This window comes from Nonomuraea jabiensis (genome assembly GCF_014204795.1).
Taxonomy (GTDB): Bacteria; Actinomycetota; Actinomycetes; order Streptosporangiales; family Streptosporangiaceae; genus Nonomuraea; species Nonomuraea jabiensis.
Genome location: NZ_JACHMB010000001.1, coordinates 2,953,239 through 2,968,980, shown reverse-complemented (window position 1 = coordinate 2,968,980; position 15,742 = coordinate 2,953,239). Strand labels below are relative to the sequence as shown.

The window sequence follows — 15,742 nt, the reverse complement described above, 5'->3', positions numbered from 1 at the left end:
TCGCCTCGACGTGAACACCCTCCCGCCCGGAGGCCGGCCGGCCGCCTGTGAGGCGGATCACAACGGCGGTGTGTCACGTGCGAACCCGGTTGTTTGTCCCATGGGCGACACCGCTTCCGAAAACGGTGCCTGACCTTGGGGAGAACGACATGAACGACACCCACCGGATCGTGGTCATCGGCGCCGGCTACACGGGCATGTTCAGCGCCATCCGGCTGGCCCACCGCACCCGGCGGCTCGACGTGGAGATCACGCTGGTCAACCCGTCGAGCCGGTTCGTCGAGCGGCTGCGGATGCACCAGATCGCCGCCGGGCAGGAGCTGGCCGTGCACCGGATCCCCGACCTGCTCGCCGGCACCGGCGTCGCGTTCGTGCAGGGCGCGGCCACCGCGATCGACCCCGACGCCCGGCAGATCACCGTCGACGGTGACCGGACCCTCGCCTACGACACGCTCGTCTACGCCCTGGGCAGCTCGACCGACGCCGGCACGGTCCCCGGCGCCGACCTCCACGCGTTCACCCTCAACAGCCCCGAGATCGCCGGCCGGTTCGCCGAACGGCTCGCCGAGGTGGCCCGGGCCGGCGGTGCCGTCACCGTCTGCGGCGGCGGCCTGACCGGCATCGAGGCGGCCACCGAGATCGCCGAGAGCCACCCCGGCCTGAACGTCACGCTGATCAGCCTCGACGAGCCCGCCGCGATGATGGGCGGCAAGGCCCGCGCCTACCTGATGCGCGCCATCGAGCGGCTGGGCATCACGCTCAAGGCCGGCGCCGAGGTCGTCAAGGTGCTGCCCGACGCGGTCGAGCTGGCGGGCGGCGAGCTGGTCCACTCCGACGCCTGCCTGTGGACCACCGGGGTGAAGGTGTCGCCGCTGGCCGCCGACGCCGGGATCGCGGTCGACGAGCGCGGGCTGGTGCTGGTCGACGCGACGCTGCGGTCGCTGTCCCACCCCGAGATCCACGCGATCGGCGACGCCGCCGCGATCCGGATGCCGTGGGGGCGGATCCACGGCACCTGCCAGAGCGGCATGCCCACCGCCCAGTACACCGCCGACACCATCGCCCGGCTGCTGCGCGGCAAGCGGGTCAAGCCGTTCCGGTTCGGCTACTTCCACCAGCCCGTCAGCCTGGGCCGCCGCGACGCGGTCATCCAGTTCACCCACGCCGACGACACCCCCGGCCGCTGGTACCTCACCGGCCGGGCCGCCGTCGCCTACAAGGAGATGGTCAGCGGCAGCCCCCTCATGACGTACCGGCTCAGCAAGCGCATGAACGTGACCACCGTCGTCTCCAAGGGTGGCCGCGCCATTGACGAGCCCGCGCTCTGACAACGGCGGGGCGCCGCGACGGCCTCGCGGCAAGGCCACCCCGGCGCCGCTTTCGGATCAGCGCACCGAGAGGATGAGCTGGTGATGGACACGATGCCCGACTCAGATCCGTACCTGGAGCACCGGCGGCTGCTGTTCGCCACCGCCTACCAGATGCTGGGCAGCGTCGCCGATGCCGAGGACGTCCTGCAGGACGCCTGGCTGGCGTGGAACGCCGCCGACCGCGCCGCGGTCCGGCAGCCGAGGGCGTACCTGGTGCGGATGGTGACCAACCTGTCGCTGAACCGGCTGACCTCGGCCCGGGCGACGCGTGAGACCTATGTCGGCCCCTGGCTGCCGGAGCCGCTGCTGACCTCGCCCGATGTCGCAGGGGAGAGCGAGTTGGCCGACACCGTCTCCACCGCGTTGATGGTGGTGCTGGAGACCCTGAGCCCCGTCGAGCGCGCGGTGTTCCTGCTTCGTGAGAGCTTCGGCTACTCCTACGCCGAGATCGCGGGCATCCTGGAGCGGCCCGAGCCGACGGTCCGTCAGATCGCCCATCGCGCCCGCGAGCACGTGCAGGCTCGCCGGCCCCGCTTCGACAGCGACCGGGCCCAGCGCGAGCTGGTGACCGCGCGGTTCATCGCGGCCTGCTCGGGCGGCGATCTGAACGCGGTGATGGAACTGCTGGCGCCGGAGGTGACCGCCTGGTCCGACGGGGGCGGCAAGGTAACCGCCGCGCGCCGTCCCCTGTACGGACCCGATCATGTCGGCCGGTGGATGCTCGGTGTCATGGCCAAGCCGCAGGTGGCCGGTGCCGCGCTGCGGCCCGCCACCATCAACGGCGAGCTGGGCGTGCTGGTCACCGTCGAGGGGGCGGCTGTCGGCGCCCTGACCTACGACCTGGTCGACGGCCGCATCCGCAACCTGCGCCTGCAGGTCAACCCCGACAAGCTCGGCGGCCTGCACCGCCCCTGACCCGGTGGAGCCATCCGGGGTGACGGCCTGTCGCCCCGGATCAGTGGGCGGGGCCGGGCGGGCGGTCGAGCACGCGCCGCCCGGCGAAGGGCTCTGCCGTGCGGATCAGGTGGCGGCGCCCGAAGCTGGTCGGGACGGTGGCCTCGGGGTGAGGAGCAGGACGATCAGCGGCGGTCCGGAGCCGGTCGACGGGGCGGCAGGTCGCCCATCTTGACGCCACCTGCTCCGTCAGTCGCGAGGCGAGCGCACGAGGAACGCCCGGCAGATCCCACCTCGCGGAAACGGCCCGCGCCCTGACCTCGTCGGCCGCCCCAACTCACAGGTTCAAGGACACCGGGGACGCCGGGGACACTTTCTCGGGTCGGTGTCCCCGGCACTCGGTAGCGTCCGGTCGCGTCCACGCAGAGCACCGGCCTGTCCTACGAGCTCTGCATCGGCCGACTCCGCCGCGTCCCCATCGAGTGCTTGAGCGCTTACGTGAACAACCTGCGTGAGGGGAGCCGCTGACATGGGACGCAAGCCCAACGGTGCATCAAGCGTTTATCTCGGCAAGGACGGCTACTGGCACGGTCGGGTGACCGTAGGCGTCAAGGACGACGGGAAGCCCGACCGTCGGCACGTCATGGTCAAGTCGCAAGCCGAGGCCATCCGCCGAGTCCGTGCGCTGGAGAAAGAGCGCGACAGCGGCAAGGTCCGTAAGGCTGGGCAGACCTGGACGGTCGCGAAGTGGCTCACGCACTGGATCGAGACCATCGCGGTCCCGCCCTCCATCAGGGAGAGCACACACTCTGGCTACAAGGTGGACGTCAACACCCACCTGATCCCCGGCATCGGGGCGCATCGTCTCGACAAGCTGACGCCCGAACACCTGGAGAAGCTGTACGCCAAGATCCAGGCGTCGGGGAAATCGGCCGGCACCGCGCACCACGTCCACCGGACGGTTCGGACGGCGCTCAACGTCGTGGTGCGGCGGGGGCACATCACCACCAACCCAGCGACCCTGGCCAAGGCGCCGACACTCACTGAGGAGGAGGTGGAGCCGTACGAGATCGACGAGGTGAAGCGCCTGCTCAAGGCGGCTGACGAGCTACCCCGAAACAGCGCGCGATGGGCCGTGGCGCTGGCGCTGGGACTCCGCCAAGGCGAAGCGCTGGGGCTCAAGTGGGCAGACGTGGATCTCGACAGGGGCGAGCTGCGAGTACGCCGGGGGCGCCAGCGCCCGAAGTACGAACACGGCTGCCGAGAGAACTGTGGACGCAAGCCTGGCTACTGCCCCGAGCGCAAGCAGGTGCGAGCCGCAACCGCTGACACCAAGTCCCGCGCTGGCCGCCGCACCATCGGGCTTCCGGCTCAGCTCATTGCTCTACTCCGCAGACATCGGGAAGAACAGCAGGCGGAGCGCGCCAAGGCGCGCCGGCTCTGGGAAGAGGGGGACTGGGTCTTCACCACGGCGACCGGCCAGCCCGTGAGTCCGTACACCGACTACCACGAGTGGAAAGGCCTCCTGGCATCTGCTGGATTGAGGGACGGTCGGCTCCACGACGCCCGGCACACCGCCGCAACCGTCCTGCTGGTCCTCGGGGTCCCCGAGAGAACGGTGATGGCCATCATGGGGTGGTCCAGTAGCGGCATGGCACGCCGGTACCAGCACGTCACCGACGGCATCCGGAACACGGTGGCCAAGCAGGTTGACGGCCTGCTCTGGGAGACGAGTAAGGAGGGAGACGAGTCCTCCGAAGAGGTCAACTGAGACTAAAACTGAGACTGGAATAGCGAAAGGGGCCGACTTGGATGGGGTCGGCCCCTTCGCGTTTACTGCCTCAACCAGGCGCGGAGGATAGGGGATTTGAACCCCTGATAGGTTGCCCTATACACGCTTTCCAAGCGTGCGCCCTCGGCCACTAGGCGAATCCTCCGCCGACGAGCTTACCGGACTTCTGGGCGTGCGCAGACCACCTTTTCCGGTGTGGAGCAAGCACTGCATCATCCGGCTAGACTGTGCAGGGACCCCTCGCGCGGCGTCATCCTGTGAACCTCCCCAGGGCCGGAAGGCAGCAAGGATAAGCGGGCTCTGGCGGGTGTGCGAGGGGTCTCTTCGTTGAGAGCCCCCTCGCAGGCGGGATGGTCGCATGAGCCTTGCGCTTTACCGCAAGTACCGGCCCGGGACGTTCGCCGAGGTCAAGGGTCAGGAGCACGTCACAGACCCGCTGCGGCAGGCGTTGCGCATGGGGCGGATCAACCACGCCTTCCTGTTCAGCGGCCCTCGCGGGTGCGGCAAGACCTCCAGCGCGCGCATCCTGGCGCGCTCCCTCAACTGCGAGCAGGGGCCGACGCCTGACCCGTGCGGCGTCTGCGAGTCGTGTGTCGCGCTCGCCCCCACCGGTCCCGGCCACCTCGACGTCATCGAGATCGACGCCGCCTCGCACGGTGGTGTGGACGACGCTCGCGACCTGCGTGAGCGGGCGTTCTTCGCCCCCGTCTCCGCGCGCTACAAGATCTACATCATCGACGAGGCGCACATGGTGACCCGGGAGGGTTTCAACGCGCTGCTCAAGCTCGTCGAGGAGCCCCCGCCGCACCTGAAGTTCATCTTCGCGACGACCGAGCCGGAAAAGGTCATCGGCACGATCAAGTCGCGTACCCACCACTACCCGTTCAGGCTGATGCCGCCCGCGACGCTCCGTGCGCTGCTGGAGGAGATCCTCACCTCCGAGGGCGTGCCCTTCGAGCCCGCCGCGCTGCCCCTCGTCGTACGGGCGGGCGCGGGCTCGGCGCGTGACTCGCTGTCGATCCTCGACCAGCTCCTCGCCGGGGCCGAGGAGGACGGCGTCACCTATGCCAAGGCCGTCTCCCTGCTCGGCTACACCGACGGCGACCTGCTCGACGAGGTCGTCAACGCGTTCGCGGCGCGTGACGGCGGGCAGGTGTTCCACGCGGTCAACCGGGTCATCGAGGGCGGCCACGACCCGCGCCGCTTCGCCTCCGACCTGCTCGAACGCTTCCGCGACCTGGTCATCCTGGCCAACGTCCCCGAGGCGGCGTCGAGCGGGCTGCTCGACCGGCCCGCCGACGAGCTGGAGCGCCTGGTTCAGCAGGCCGCCTCGATGGGCCCGGCGGAGCTCACCCGCGCGGCCGAGGTCTTCAACGCCGGTCTCACCGAGATGCGCGGGGCCACCTCGCCTCGGCTGCTGCTGGAGCTGATGTGCGCGCGCGTTCTGCTCCCGGGTGCCGCGCAGGGGGAGGAGGCGTTGCTCGCCCGGATCGAGCGGCTGGAGCGCGGTGGGGCTGTCGCGCAGATGGCCGCCAGGGTCGCCGCCCCGCCTGTTCCTTCCGTGTCGTCTGTGCCGTCTGTGCCGTCTGTGCCGTCTGTGCCGGTTGTTTCCGCCTCGCCTGTTTCCGCGTCGCCCGTTTCCGGTCCCGCCGGTACGGCCCCCGCGTCCGGTCCCGGTTCGGCGGCCGGCTCTTCGCACTCGTCCGGTCCGGCGGGCGCGTCCGTCCCGGTGGGTGGTCAGGCTCCGGCCGCCGCCGGTTCCGGTGCGGCGGGGGGTGACGACTGGCCTGAGCCGGCTCGTCCCGGTTCGCCTTCCGTGACGCAGGCGGCCCCGGCGGCGGGTGACGCGCCCCAGGCGGCAAGTGGCGGACAGCCCGGTGGCGGTGCTCCCACCGCGGGTGGGACGGGGGCCATACAGGCGCAGTGGGCTGCCGTGCTGGCCTCGCTCAAGCAGCGCAGCATCGTCGTCTGGGCCAACGTGAGCACCAACGCCCAGGTGGTGGGCGTGGAAGGCAACGTCGTCACGCTCGGCTTCACCCAGGTCGGCGCGATGAAGAACTTCACGGGCGGTGGCAAGGACGCCGTCGTGGCCGGCGCGCTCGGCGACGTGCTCGGCGGTACGTGGCGGGTCGAGGCGGTCGTCGGCGGCTCCCCAGCCCCCGTCGGCGGCTCCGCGTCCCGGGGCGCTCCCCGACCGCCGGCGCACGGCGGCCCGGCGGGAGGCCACGGCGCGGCGCCCGGCCCGACTGGTCCGCACGCCGCCTCCTCCGGTCCCCACGCAGGCCCCTCGGGCTCGGCCGGTCCCCACGCGGGCCCCTCGGGCTCGACCGGTCCGCATTCCGCCGCCTCCGGCATGGCCGGGCCCGCCGGCGCCCACGGCGTGCCCGGTGCCCAGGGCGGGCCGGGTGCCCAGCAGGGGGCGCACGTTTCCCAGGGGCGTACGGCCTCCCACGGCGGGTCCCACGAGGACGGGGACGCCCAGGAGGCCGGCCCCGGCCATCCCGCGGCCGGGTCCGGCGGACGTCAGACCACGGACGAGTCCTGGCCCGACGCCCCCGACGACCTCAGCCCCGGCTCGCCGCCGGCCCCCGACCCCACGAACACCGTCACCGCCGTCGCGGTCGGCAGCGGGCTGGCCGCCGCGAGGTCGGCGGCGCGTGCCGCAGCCCAGGCGGGTCCCCGCGTTCCGGCCGCCCGTGGTGGCGCGGCGGCCTGGCCGGAGACCGTCCCCGGCCGTAACAAGGGCCCGGAGTCGGACGAGGTCGACCCCCTGAACGACGCCGACGCCGACGTGGACGCGGTCTCCGGCATGGCCCTGCTGGAACGCGAGCTCGGCGCCCAGGTGATCGGCGAGATCGACCACACCTGAGACCGCACCGAGGGTCGGGCCGAGGGTCGGGCTTGAGGTCGGGCCGAGGGCCGCACCAAAGGCCGCGCCGAGGGCGGTGTCTGGGGTCGGGCCGAGGCTCGCGGTTGGGGTCGTGCCGAGGGCGGCGGTTGGGGTCGTGCCGAGGGCCGCGATTGGGGTCGTGCCGAGGGCCGCGATTGGGGTCGGGCCGAGAGCGACGCCTGGGTCGCGCCGAAGGCCGCGCTTGGGGCGCGCCGAAAGGCCGGGCCTGGGGGTTAGGGGTAGAGGCGGGAGCGGGCGGCTGCGGAGCGGGGGTCGGTGGGGGGAAGGGCGGCCAGGCGCTCCAGGACCTCGTAGTCGTCGCGGCCGCTGCAGGTCTGCGCGTACGTCCACAGCTCGTCCGGCGCCCCGTGCCGCAGCAGGCACACGCGGACCTGCGCCTCCAGCTCGTCCCGCTCGCGGCGGATCTCCGGCGACTCCGAGCGGAGCAGCAGCGGGCCCCGGTACGCGCGGGCCAGCGCGCCGGTGTCGTTGGCCGACAGGTGGCGGCGTACCTCCAGGAAGTCGGCCTCCAGCGGGCAGGTCAGCCGGTACGGCTTGGCCGCGATGGCCTCCCCGAACTGGGCCCGCAGCCGGTGGATCTCCGCCCTGATGGTCACCGGGTTGCCGTCGTCGCCGTAGAGGTGGAAGGAGAGCTGCTCGGCCGTCAGCCCGTGCGGATGCAGCGCGAGCAGGGCCAGGATCTCGGCGTGCCGGAGCGAGAGCGGCCGGTTGAGCTCGCCGAACGTGGCCACGGGCTGAGCCTCGCCGAGGAAGGACAGGGCGAGCGTGGGAGGCGCGGCGGAGGGCGTGGGACGCAGGAGGAAGCCGTCGGCGAACGGCTCCAGCACGGCGGCGGAACCGTCCTGGAGTATCACCCGCCGGCCGGACAGCCGGATGCGCTCGCCCAGGGAGCCGGCCGGGTCGCCGGAGAGCACGCGGCCGCTGGCCGACAGCAGGACCCCGGGCTGCCCGCGCACGGACTCGAAGCGGCGGCGCAGGCGCTCGTCGCGTTCGTGCATGCGCAGCGCGAGCTGGGTCTCGGTGAGCTTGGCCGTGGCGGCGACCAGCGCGACGGTCGCGGGGTGCAGGCTGCGCGAGGTGCCGCTGACGTCGACGCAGCCGAGGATCTGGCCCGAGTCCGGGTCGGTGATCGGGGCGGCGCTGCACGACCAGACGTGCAGCACCCGCATGAGGTGCTCCTCCGAGTAGACGTGCACGGGCCGGCCCGCTTCGAGCGCGGTGCCGATGCCGTTGGTGCCGACCGTGCCCTCGGCCCACTGGTGCCCGTCGGCCAGACCGATCTGGTCCGCCCGGCGCATGATCGCGTGGCTGCCCTCGCGCCACAGCACCCGTCCGCCGCCGTCGGTGACGATCAGGACCTCGTCGGCCAGGCTGGACAGTGTCTGGGCGATGAGGGGCAGCAGCGGCCGCAACGGGTGCGCCTGACGGACGTCCTCGATGTGGGGAAGGTCGTAGACCAGGGGCGCGCTCTTGCCGTCCGGGTCGATCCCGGCCTCCAGCGACCGCTGCCAGGAGGCGGTGATCAGGCGGCGGGGCAGCTCCGGCGGCACGCGGCCGGCCTCCGCCGCTTCGTGCGCTCCGCGTAGCAGGCGCGAGTACGCGTCGAGGTCTGCGTAACTCATCGGTCACTCCAAGTAGTCAACAAAGAGCATCCGTCTTCCAGGGGGCGCGCGCAACCCCTTAAGGGGGATTGCGGAGGGTGATTGAATGAACGCAACGTGTGTGCAACGTTCAGGTCGTTAACTTCTCGTGGCAACGCGTCGGCGTGGTGCGGCCGCTCCGCCGACGTGGTGGCCGGGTCTCGGACGCTGGAGGGGGGCCGAGATCCGGCCAAAAAACATCCCAGGTAGGGCCGCACCAGTACAGGACGACGCCCAAACCCCGTAGGCTCGTGGCAGTCAAGAACCGGAGCCACGAGGAGCGCACGACGGTGAACCCAGGGGATGTCAACCTGCAGCAGCTGCTGGAGCAGGCCCAGCTCATGCAGCAGCAGCTTGTGAGCGCCCAGCAGGAGCTCAACGACGCGCAGATCGAAGGCTCAGCGGGCGGTGGCCTGGTCACGGCCGTGGTCAACGGCTCGGGCGAGCTGCTGGAGCTCAAGATCGACCCCAGCGTGATCGACGCGGGGGACGCGCAGGACACCGCGGACACGATCGCCGACCTGGTGATCGCGGCCGTCCGCGACGCCGTCCGCGCGGCGGCCGATCTGCAGCAGGAGAAGCTCGGCCCGCTGGCCCAGGGGCTGGGTGGCGGCGGCCTCGGACAGTTGCCAGGGTTCTAGGCATGTACGAGGGGGTCGTCCAGAACCTGATCGACGAGCTGGGCCTGCTGCCCGGCGTCGGTCCCAAGAGCGCGCAGCGGATCGCGTTCCACCTGCTGGCGGCCGATCCGGCCGACGTGAAGCGGCTCGCGCACGCCCTGCTGGAGGTCAAGGAGAAGGTCCGCTTCTGCCGGGTCTGCGGAAACGTGGCCTCTGAGGAGGAGTGTCGGATCTGTCGTGACCCGCGCCGCGACACCCACGTGATATGTGTGGTGGAGGAGTCGAAGGACGTCGTCGCGATCGAGAAGACGCGCGAGTTCCGTGGCACGTACCACGTGCTCGGCGGCGCGATCAGCCCGATCGACGGCATCGGCCCCGACGACCTGCGCATCCGCGAGCTCATGACACGTCTGGCGGATGGCCGGGTCACCGAGCTCATCCTCGCCACCGATCCCAACCTCGAGGGCGAGGCGACGGCTACCTACCTCGCCCGTCTGGTCAAGCCGATGGGCATCAAAGTGACACGACTGGCCAGCGGTCTGCCTGTGGGCGGTGACCTCGAGTACGCCGACGAGGTGACCTTGGGCCGCGCGTTCGAAGGACGGAGGCTGCTGGATGTCTGACCAGTGGAGTGCGCTGGCTGAAGAGATCGCCGGGCATGCGCAGGACTACGTCGACGGCCTGACCAGGGTCGCCGGCGGCGAGGGCGGCGATGCCATCTGGTCGCTGTTGCTGGTGGAGGTCGCGCAGGTCAGCCTGGCCGGCGCCAAGCTCGGGGCCAACCGCGACGTCATCCTCGCGGGCAACTACGAGCCGGCCATGAGCGAGGACCCCGACATCGACGGCGTGCGCACCGCGCTGGCCGAGCGGCTGAAGCCGGTCGACGACTACGCCGAGGTGTTCGACCCGTACAAGGACACCGGCGTCACGCCCTACCGGCTCTCCGACGACCTGACCGCGGTCGCCGCCGATCTCATCCACGGCCTGCGTCACTACCACGCGGGACGGCCCCACGAGGCGCTCTGGTGGTGGCAGTACTCCTACTTCAACACCTGGGGCAACCACGCGGGCGCGGCGATGCGCGCCCTGCAGGCCCTGGCCGCGCACTCGCGCCTGGACGTCGCCGAGGAGACCACCGTCTGATCGTCCAGATAGTGGTCGGCCCATCGGGTTCATAAGAGGCCCCCAGTAGACTGGCAGCTCACAGTCCAGACCGGGAGACTCTCGTGGCGCTCGTTGTGCAAAAGTACGGTGGTTCGTCCGTCGCCGACGCGTCCTGCATCAAGCGGGTCGCGCAGCGGATCGTCGCGACGAAAAAAGCCGGCAACGACGTGGTCGTGATCGTCTCCGCCATGGGCGACACGACGGACGAGCTGCTCGACCTGGCCGAGCAGGTGTCGCCGCTGCCCCCGGGCCGCGAGCTCGACATGCTGCTGACCTCGGGCGAGCGCATCTCGATGGCCCTGCTGGCGATGGCGATCGCCAACCTCGGCCACGAGGCCCGTTCGTTCACCGGCTCGCAGGCAGGTGTGATCACCGACTCGACGCACGGCAAGGCGCGCATCATCGACGTGACGCCCAGCCGCATCCGTGAGGCGCTCGACCACGGCCGCATCGCGATCGTGGCCGGGTTCCAGGGCGTCTCGCAGGACACCAAGGACATCACCACGCTGGGCCGCGGCGGGTCCGACACCACGGCGGTGGCGCTGGCGGCGGCCCTGCAGGCCGACGTGTGCGAGATCTACACCGACGTCGACGGCGTGTTCACCGCCGACCCCCGCATCGTGCCGGCGGCGCAGCAGATCCCCAAGATCTCCTACGACGAGATGATGGAGATGGCCGCGTGCGGCGCGAAGATCCTGCACCTGCGCTGCGTCGAATACGCCCGCCGGTTCGACCTGCCGATCCACGTACGCAGCTCGTTCAGCACCAAGGAAGGCACCTGGGTCGTCTCCGACCCTGACACCGAAGGAACCGAGATGGAGCAGCCGATCATCTCCGGCGTCGTGAGCGACCGGAGCGAGGCCAAGATCACCGTTGTCGGGGTCCCCGACAAGGTCGGAGAGGCTGCCTCGATCTTCAAAACGCTGGCCGACGCCGAGATCAACATCGACATGATCGTGCAGAACGTCTCGGCCGCGGCCACGGGCCGCACGGACATCTCCTTCACGCTGCCGACGGCCGACGCCCAGACGGCGCTGTCGTCGCTGAAGAAGATCCAGGGTCAGATCGGTTACGAGTCGCTGCTCTTCGACGACCAGATCGGGAAGGTGTCGCTGATCGGCGCGGGCATGCGCTCGCACCCCGGCGTCACGGCGACGTTCTTCGCGGCCCTCGCCGACGCGGGGGTCAACATCGAGATGATCTCCACCTCGGAGATCCGCATCTCAGTGGTCGTCCAGCAGGACGGGGTCGACGCGGCCGTGCAGGCCGCCCACCGCGCGTTCTCGCTCGACGCCGACCAGGTCGAAGCCGTGGTGTACGGAGGTAGTGGACGATGAGCAGGCCCAATCTCGCCCTGATCGGCGCCACGGGCGCCGTGGGCACCGTCATGCGCGACATCGTGTCGTCGCGCGAGGACATCTGGGGCGAGATCCGTCTCGTCGCCTCGCCGCGTTCGGCGGGCAAGGTGCTCCGGGTGCGCGGCGAGGACGTCGTGGTGCAGGCCCTCGCGCCCGAGGTGTTCGACGGCATCGACATCGCGATCTTCGACGTGCCGGACGAGGTGTCGGCGGTGTGGGTGCCGATCGCGGCCGAGCGCGGCGCGATCGTGATCGACAAGTCGGGGACGTTCCGGATGGAGCCGGACGTGCCGCTGGTCGTGCCCGAGGTCAACCCGCTCGACGCCCGCGACCGGCCGCGCAACATCATCTCGACCCCCAACTGCACGACGCTGTCGATGATGGCGGCCATGGGGGCGCTGCACGCCGAGTTCACGCTCACGGAGCTGGTCGTCGCCTCCTACCAGGCGGTGTCGGGCGCCGGCGTGGCGGGTTCGGCGCGGCTCTACGACGAGGTCGAGGCGCTGGCGGGCGACCGCACGGTGGGCCAGGCGGCCGGTGACGTACGCAAGGTGCTGGCCAACAAGCTGCCCGACGACTCGCCGTTCCCCGCGCCCATCGCGTTCAACGTGGTGCCGTGGGCCGGCTCCTACAAGGACGGCGGCTGGGCCTCCGAGGAGCTCAAGCTCCGCAACGAGTCCCGCAAGATCCTCGGCATCCCCGACCTCAAGGTCTCCGCGACCTGCGTACGCGTGCCGGTGATCACCACCCACTCGCTGGCCGTGCACGCGCGGTTCGAGCGTGAGATCACGGTCGCCGACGCGCACCGCGTCCTGGAGGCGGCGCCGACGGTGGTCCTCATGGACGACCCGGCCAACGGGGTCTTCCCGACGCCTCTCGACGTGGTCGGCAACGACCCGACCTACGTGGGCCGCATCCGTCAGGCGGTCGACTTCCCCAACACGCTCGACCTGTTCGTGTGCGGTGACAACCTGCGCAAGGGCGCGGCGCTCAACGCGGCGGAGATCGCCGAGCTGGTCGCGGGCGAGCTGTAGTAACTCCGTTCGGATGGTGTGACGCCGTGCGTTCCGCACGGCGTCCGCCGTCGGGGCCGTCGGGGTGGTGTGACGCCGTGCGCTCCCCGCGCGGCGTCCCTCTCACCCGGGCTCTGTCACCGGAAGAGGATGTCCCAGTGGTCGCTCTCGTCGGCGAAGACGGTGCCTGAGCCGGATCGGTAGAGCCGGGCGCCGTCGCTGCGCACGCCGGCCTTCGCGTGGTAACGCGTGATGTGCCGGTCGATGCAGGCGTTGTGGGAGATGTCGAGCTTGTAGCCGTTCCCGTGGCTGTACTGCCCGGGCGCGTGGCCCGCTTCCGTGCCACCCGTCACCATGATCGGGCAGCCGCTCTCGCGCTTCAGCTCGATCATCCGGGCGATGGTCCCGGTCCGCACCGAGTCGAGCGACGTGCAGTGGTGCACGTGCTTGCTGGAGCAGTTGCCGGTCGACTTCATCCGCACGCCCCCGCTCCTCAGCCAGTCCGTGGCGAGGCTGTGGGACATGTGCATGGCCCCGAAGCGCGGCAGGACACGCGTCAGATCGACTTCAGCGCGCCTGAGCGCCGCGCGCGGCCGTACCCGGGGTATCCGGGCCACCCTGGTGCGTACGCGGCTCTTGGCCGATCTGGCGGCCGGAGATCGCGGTGCCGTCGCCGGCGGGTCGATGACCGCCAGCTGAGCGGGCCGGCGCAGGGGGGCCGTCGTCCAGTCGTCGTCCGGCTCGTACGCCTGCCGCTCCTGCTCGTCGGCCGAGTCGCTGAAGGGCCAGCCCGGCGTGTCGGTGAGGTCCTCACCGGCCGCCATGAGCCGATCGAACGCCCAGGCCCTGCCCGGGTCCGGCCCTGCCTCGTGCTCAGAGCCGTCGGACCCGGCCGATTTTTGGCTGTCCGGCGCAGCCGACCCTTCGGGGTGGGTAGCGGCTGAAGCGGCCGAGGCCAGCGCGATTATGGTTATCTCAATGCCGAGGAGTGCGACTACTGCGAGGCGCACTGTTCCACGTATCCACATGTCGATGCCTTTTCGCGGAAATAGCCCTTCCGCCTGAAACGACAATCCCACCATTCGCGGGAGATAACTCATGCCGCAGGTGCAACTTTGCCTTGTGGCGGTGATCACCGTGCGGCTCCATGACCTTGGACTGCGAAACCTGCTAGGTTGGACTGCTGCTATGGCCCTGACCAGACACGACAGAGGGACAGGTGCCTGATGAGCGGGTTTTCTGCCCGACGCCCCATCCCGACGTAAAGTGACGAACGTGTCCGAAGCCCGAAACCGAGGATCGGAGAGCACCCGAGAGGTCATCGTCGAGACGGCATTGCGGCTGTTCAGGGAGCGCGGTTTCGACGCGACCACCATGCGTGCCATCGCCGCCGAGGCCGGGGTGTCCGTGGGCAACGCCTACTACTACTTCGAGAGCAAGGAGGCGTTGATCCAGGCGTACTACGACCGCGCCCAGGCCGAGCACGAGGCGGCCTGCAGGGAGTTCCTGGCCACCGAGACGTCGTTCGCGGCCAGGCTGAGCGGGGTGCTACGCGAGTGGGTACGCGTCTCCGAGCCCTACCACGAGTTCGCCGTGAAGTTCTTCAAGCACGCGGCCGAGCCCACCAACCCGCTGAGCCCGTTCAGCAAGCAGTCCTCCCCGGCCCGTGAGGCCTCCATCGCGATCTACCGCCAGGTCGTCGAGGGGTCGCGGGACCGCATGAACGCCGAGCTGCGCGAGGAGCTGCCCGAGCTGCTCTGGCTGCTGTCCATGGGCATGGTGCTGTTCTGGGTGCACGACACCTCGCCGGGGTGCGCGCGTACGTACCGGCTGATCGAGGTCACGGTGCCGCTGGTGGACCGGCTGGTCGGGCTGTCGCACCTGCCCGGGTTGAGGGGGATCACGAAGGACTTCATCGCGGCGGTCCACGAGTTGCGAGCCTAGGACGCCATACCGGTCGGTTGGTAGGGTGGAGCGGCCCGCTGCGGAGGCGCCTGGAGGCCGTGAATGAGTCACAACTGGGGCATGACCATCCCCTTCTACGATCGCCCGCTGTCGAAGTCGCGGGAGCTGATCGCGGAGCTGCCCGAGCTGGGCTACACCGACGCGTGGTCCGCCGAGGTCAGCGGGGCCGACGGGTTCGTGCCGCTGGCGATGGCCGCGCAGTGGGCGCCGGGGATCAGGCTGGGCAGCGCCATCGTGCCCGTCTCGACGCGCGGGCCGGGGCTGCTGGCCATGTCCGCGGCCACGCTGGCCGACCTGGCCCCCGAGCGGTTCGTGCTGGGCATCGGCGCCTCGTCGCCGGCGATCGTCGAGCGGTGGAACGCGGGGCGGTTCGACAAGCCCTACGCGCGCACGCGCGACACGCTGCGCTTCCTGAAGAAGGCGCTGGCCGGGGAGAAGGTCTCGGAGACGTACGAGACGTTCGAGATCAAGGGGTTCAAGCTGGAGCGGGCCCCCGAGCTCCCGCCGAAGATCGTGCTGGCCGCGCTGCGGCCCAGGATGCTCCACCTGGCCGCGGCGGAGGCCGACGGCGCGATCACCAACTGGCTCTCGCCCGACGACGTGCGCAAGGTGCGCGCCGAGATCGGGGAGGGCACCGAGCTGATCGCCCGCCTGTTCGTCTGCGTCAGCGAGGACGCCGACCGCGTGCGCGAGATGGCCAGGTGGATGCTGGCCACCTACCTGACCGTCCCGGTGTACGCCGCCTTCCACGACTGGCTGGGCCGGGGCGAGGTGCTGCGGCCCATGCACGAGGCGTGGCAGGCCGGCGACCGGCCGGCGGCGCTCAAGGCGATCCCCGACGAGGTGGTCGACGCCCTGATCGTGCACGGCGACCCGGCCACCTGCCGGGCCAGGATCCAGGAGTACGTGGACAACGGCCTCGACACCCCTGTCCTCGCGCCCGTCCCGGGTGGTGAGGTCTCCATCGAGCAGGCCGTGCGCGAGCTGGCCCCCAAGAGGTAGCTCCCCGAGCGTA

At 70.8% G+C, this 15,742-nt stretch carries 13 protein-coding genes, 1 tRNA gene and 1 other RNA gene; 12 read left to right on the top strand and 3 right to left on the bottom strand.

What is annotated here, in order from left to right; translation table 11 throughout:
• The first annotated feature begins 149 nt into the window (after positions 1-149).
• The 3 genes from HD596_RS12970 to HD596_RS12960 all read left to right on the top strand — a co-directional run bounded on the left by HD596_RS12970 (position 150) and on the right by HD596_RS12960 (position 4,035).
• Positions 150-1,328, top strand: coding sequence for an NAD(P)/FAD-dependent oxidoreductase (locus tag HD596_RS12970; protein WP_185069496.1), 1,179 nt, complete (start codon positions 150-152; stop codon positions 1,326-1,328).
• Between the two features lie 84 nt (positions 1,329-1,412).
• A complete protein-coding gene (locus HD596_RS12965) occupies positions 1,413-2,285 on the top strand; it encodes an RNA polymerase sigma-70 factor (RefSeq protein ID WP_246556035.1) in 873 nt (290 codons plus the stop codon).
• Positions 2,286-2,793: 508 nt separating this feature from the next.
• Positions 2,794-4,035 (top strand): tyrosine-type recombinase/integrase, encoded by a 1,242-nt coding sequence (locus HD596_RS12960; protein ID WP_185069495.1) that lies wholly within the window; start codon positions 2,794-2,796, stop codon positions 4,033-4,035.
• Positions 4,036-4,116: 81 nt separating this feature from the next.
• On the opposite strand, the gene HD596_RS12955 is transcribed toward HD596_RS12960, so the two are convergent.
• Positions 4,117-4,201, bottom strand: a tRNA-Ser gene (locus tag HD596_RS12955).
• 86 nt (positions 4,202-4,287) lie between these two features.
• On the opposite strand from HD596_RS12955, the gene ffs reads away from it, so the two are divergent.
• Positions 4,288-4,383, top strand: an RNA gene (gene ffs / locus HD596_RS12950) — signal recognition particle sRNA small type.
• Positions 4,384-4,414: 31 nt separating this feature from the next.
• A complete protein-coding gene (locus HD596_RS12945) occupies positions 4,415-6,925 on the top strand; it encodes a DNA polymerase III subunit gamma and tau (RefSeq protein ID WP_185069494.1) in 2,511 nt (836 codons plus the stop codon).
• Positions 6,926-7,179: 254 nt separating this feature from the next.
• Here HD596_RS12945 and HD596_RS12940 read toward each other — a convergent pair whose 3' ends face one another.
• A complete protein-coding gene (locus HD596_RS12940) occupies positions 7,180-8,589 on the bottom strand; it encodes a helix-turn-helix domain-containing protein (RefSeq protein WP_185069493.1) in 1,410 nt (469 codons plus the stop codon).
• Between the two features lie 308 nt (positions 8,590-8,897).
• On the opposite strand from HD596_RS12940, the gene HD596_RS12935 reads away from it, so the two are divergent.
• The 5 genes from HD596_RS12935 to HD596_RS12915 all read left to right on the top strand — a co-directional run bounded on the left by HD596_RS12935 (position 8,898) and on the right by HD596_RS12915 (position 12,783).
• Positions 8,898-9,248: a YbaB/EbfC family nucleoid-associated protein gene (locus tag HD596_RS12935; RefSeq protein ID WP_185069492.1), complete on the top strand. Its 351-nt coding sequence runs from the start codon at positions 8,898-8,900 to the stop codon at positions 9,246-9,248.
• 2 nt (positions 9,249-9,250) lie between these two features.
• Complete coding sequence (gene recR / locus HD596_RS12930; protein WP_185069491.1) at positions 9,251-9,850, top strand: recombination mediator RecR; 600 nt, start codon at positions 9,251-9,253, stop codon at positions 9,848-9,850.
• Complete coding sequence (locus tag HD596_RS12925; protein ID WP_185069490.1) at positions 9,843-10,370, top strand: DUF5063 domain-containing protein; 528 nt, start codon at positions 9,843-9,845, stop codon at positions 10,368-10,370. Before recR ends, HD596_RS12925 begins: the two co-directional genes overlap by 8 nt.
• 83 nt (positions 10,371-10,453) lie before the next feature.
• Positions 10,454-11,728: an aspartate kinase gene (locus HD596_RS12920; protein WP_185069489.1), complete on the top strand. Its 1,275-nt coding sequence runs from the start codon at positions 10,454-10,456 to the stop codon at positions 11,726-11,728.
• Positions 11,725-12,783 (top strand): aspartate-semialdehyde dehydrogenase, encoded by a 1,059-nt coding sequence (locus HD596_RS12915; protein ID WP_185069488.1) that lies wholly within the window; start codon positions 11,725-11,727, stop codon positions 12,781-12,783. Before HD596_RS12920 ends, HD596_RS12915 begins: the two co-directional genes overlap by 4 nt.
• 116 nt (positions 12,784-12,899) lie before the next feature.
• Here HD596_RS12915 and HD596_RS12910 read toward each other — a convergent pair whose 3' ends face one another.
• On the bottom strand, positions 12,900-13,586 hold the full coding sequence (locus tag HD596_RS12910) for a hypothetical protein (protein ID WP_185069487.1): 687 nt from the start codon (positions 13,584-13,586) through the stop codon (positions 12,900-12,902).
• Between the two features lie 451 nt (positions 13,587-14,037).
• On the opposite strand from HD596_RS12910, the gene HD596_RS12905 reads away from it, so the two are divergent.
• Together HD596_RS12905 and HD596_RS12900 are read left to right on the top strand one after the other, a co-directional pair.
• Positions 14,038-14,706 carry a TetR/AcrR family transcriptional regulator gene (locus tag HD596_RS12905; RefSeq protein WP_185069486.1) on the top strand — a complete coding sequence of 223 codons (669 nt, stop codon included), beginning with the start codon at positions 14,038-14,040 and terminating at the stop codon, positions 14,704-14,706.
• A gap of 63 nt (positions 14,707-14,769) precedes the next feature.
• Complete coding sequence (locus HD596_RS12900) at positions 14,770-15,729, top strand: LLM class F420-dependent oxidoreductase (protein WP_185069485.1); 960 nt, start codon at positions 14,770-14,772, stop codon at positions 15,727-15,729.
• Positions 15,730-15,742: the final 13 nt, after the last annotated feature.

What these genes read in the sequence shown, in the direction of transcription:
- HD596_RS12970 (WP_185069496.1), top strand. Translation starts at nt 150, where the DNA reads ATGAACGACACCCACCGGATCGTGGTCATCGGCGCCGGCTACACGGGC.
- HD596_RS12915 (WP_185069488.1), top strand. Translation starts at nt 11,725, where the DNA reads ATGAGCAGGCCCAATCTCGCCCTGATCGGCGCCACGGGCGCCGTGGGC.
- HD596_RS12940 (WP_185069493.1), bottom strand. Translation starts at nt 8,589, where the DNA reads ATGAGTTACGCAGACCTCGACGCGTACTCGCGCCTGCTACGCGGAGCG.
- HD596_RS12960 (WP_185069495.1), top strand. Translation starts at nt 2,794, where the DNA reads ATGGGACGCAAGCCCAACGGTGCATCAAGCGTTTATCTCGGCAAGGAC.
- recR (WP_185069491.1), top strand. Translation starts at nt 9,251, where the DNA reads ATGTACGAGGGGGTCGTCCAGAACCTGATCGACGAGCTGGGCCTGCTG.
- HD596_RS12925 (WP_185069490.1), top strand. Translation starts at nt 9,843, where the DNA reads ATGTCTGACCAGTGGAGTGCGCTGGCTGAAGAGATCGCCGGGCATGCG.
- HD596_RS12910 (WP_185069487.1), bottom strand. Translation starts at nt 13,586, where the DNA reads ATGGCGGCCGGTGAGGACCTCACCGACACGCCGGGCTGGCCCTTCAGC.
- HD596_RS12945 (WP_185069494.1), top strand. Translation starts at nt 4,415, where the DNA reads ATGAGCCTTGCGCTTTACCGCAAGTACCGGCCCGGGACGTTCGCCGAG.
- HD596_RS12900 (WP_185069485.1), top strand. Translation starts at nt 14,770, where the DNA reads ATGAGTCACAACTGGGGCATGACCATCCCCTTCTACGATCGCCCGCTG.
- HD596_RS12965 (WP_246556035.1), top strand. Translation starts at nt 1,413, where the DNA reads ATGGACACGATGCCCGACTCAGATCCGTACCTGGAGCACCGGCGGCTG.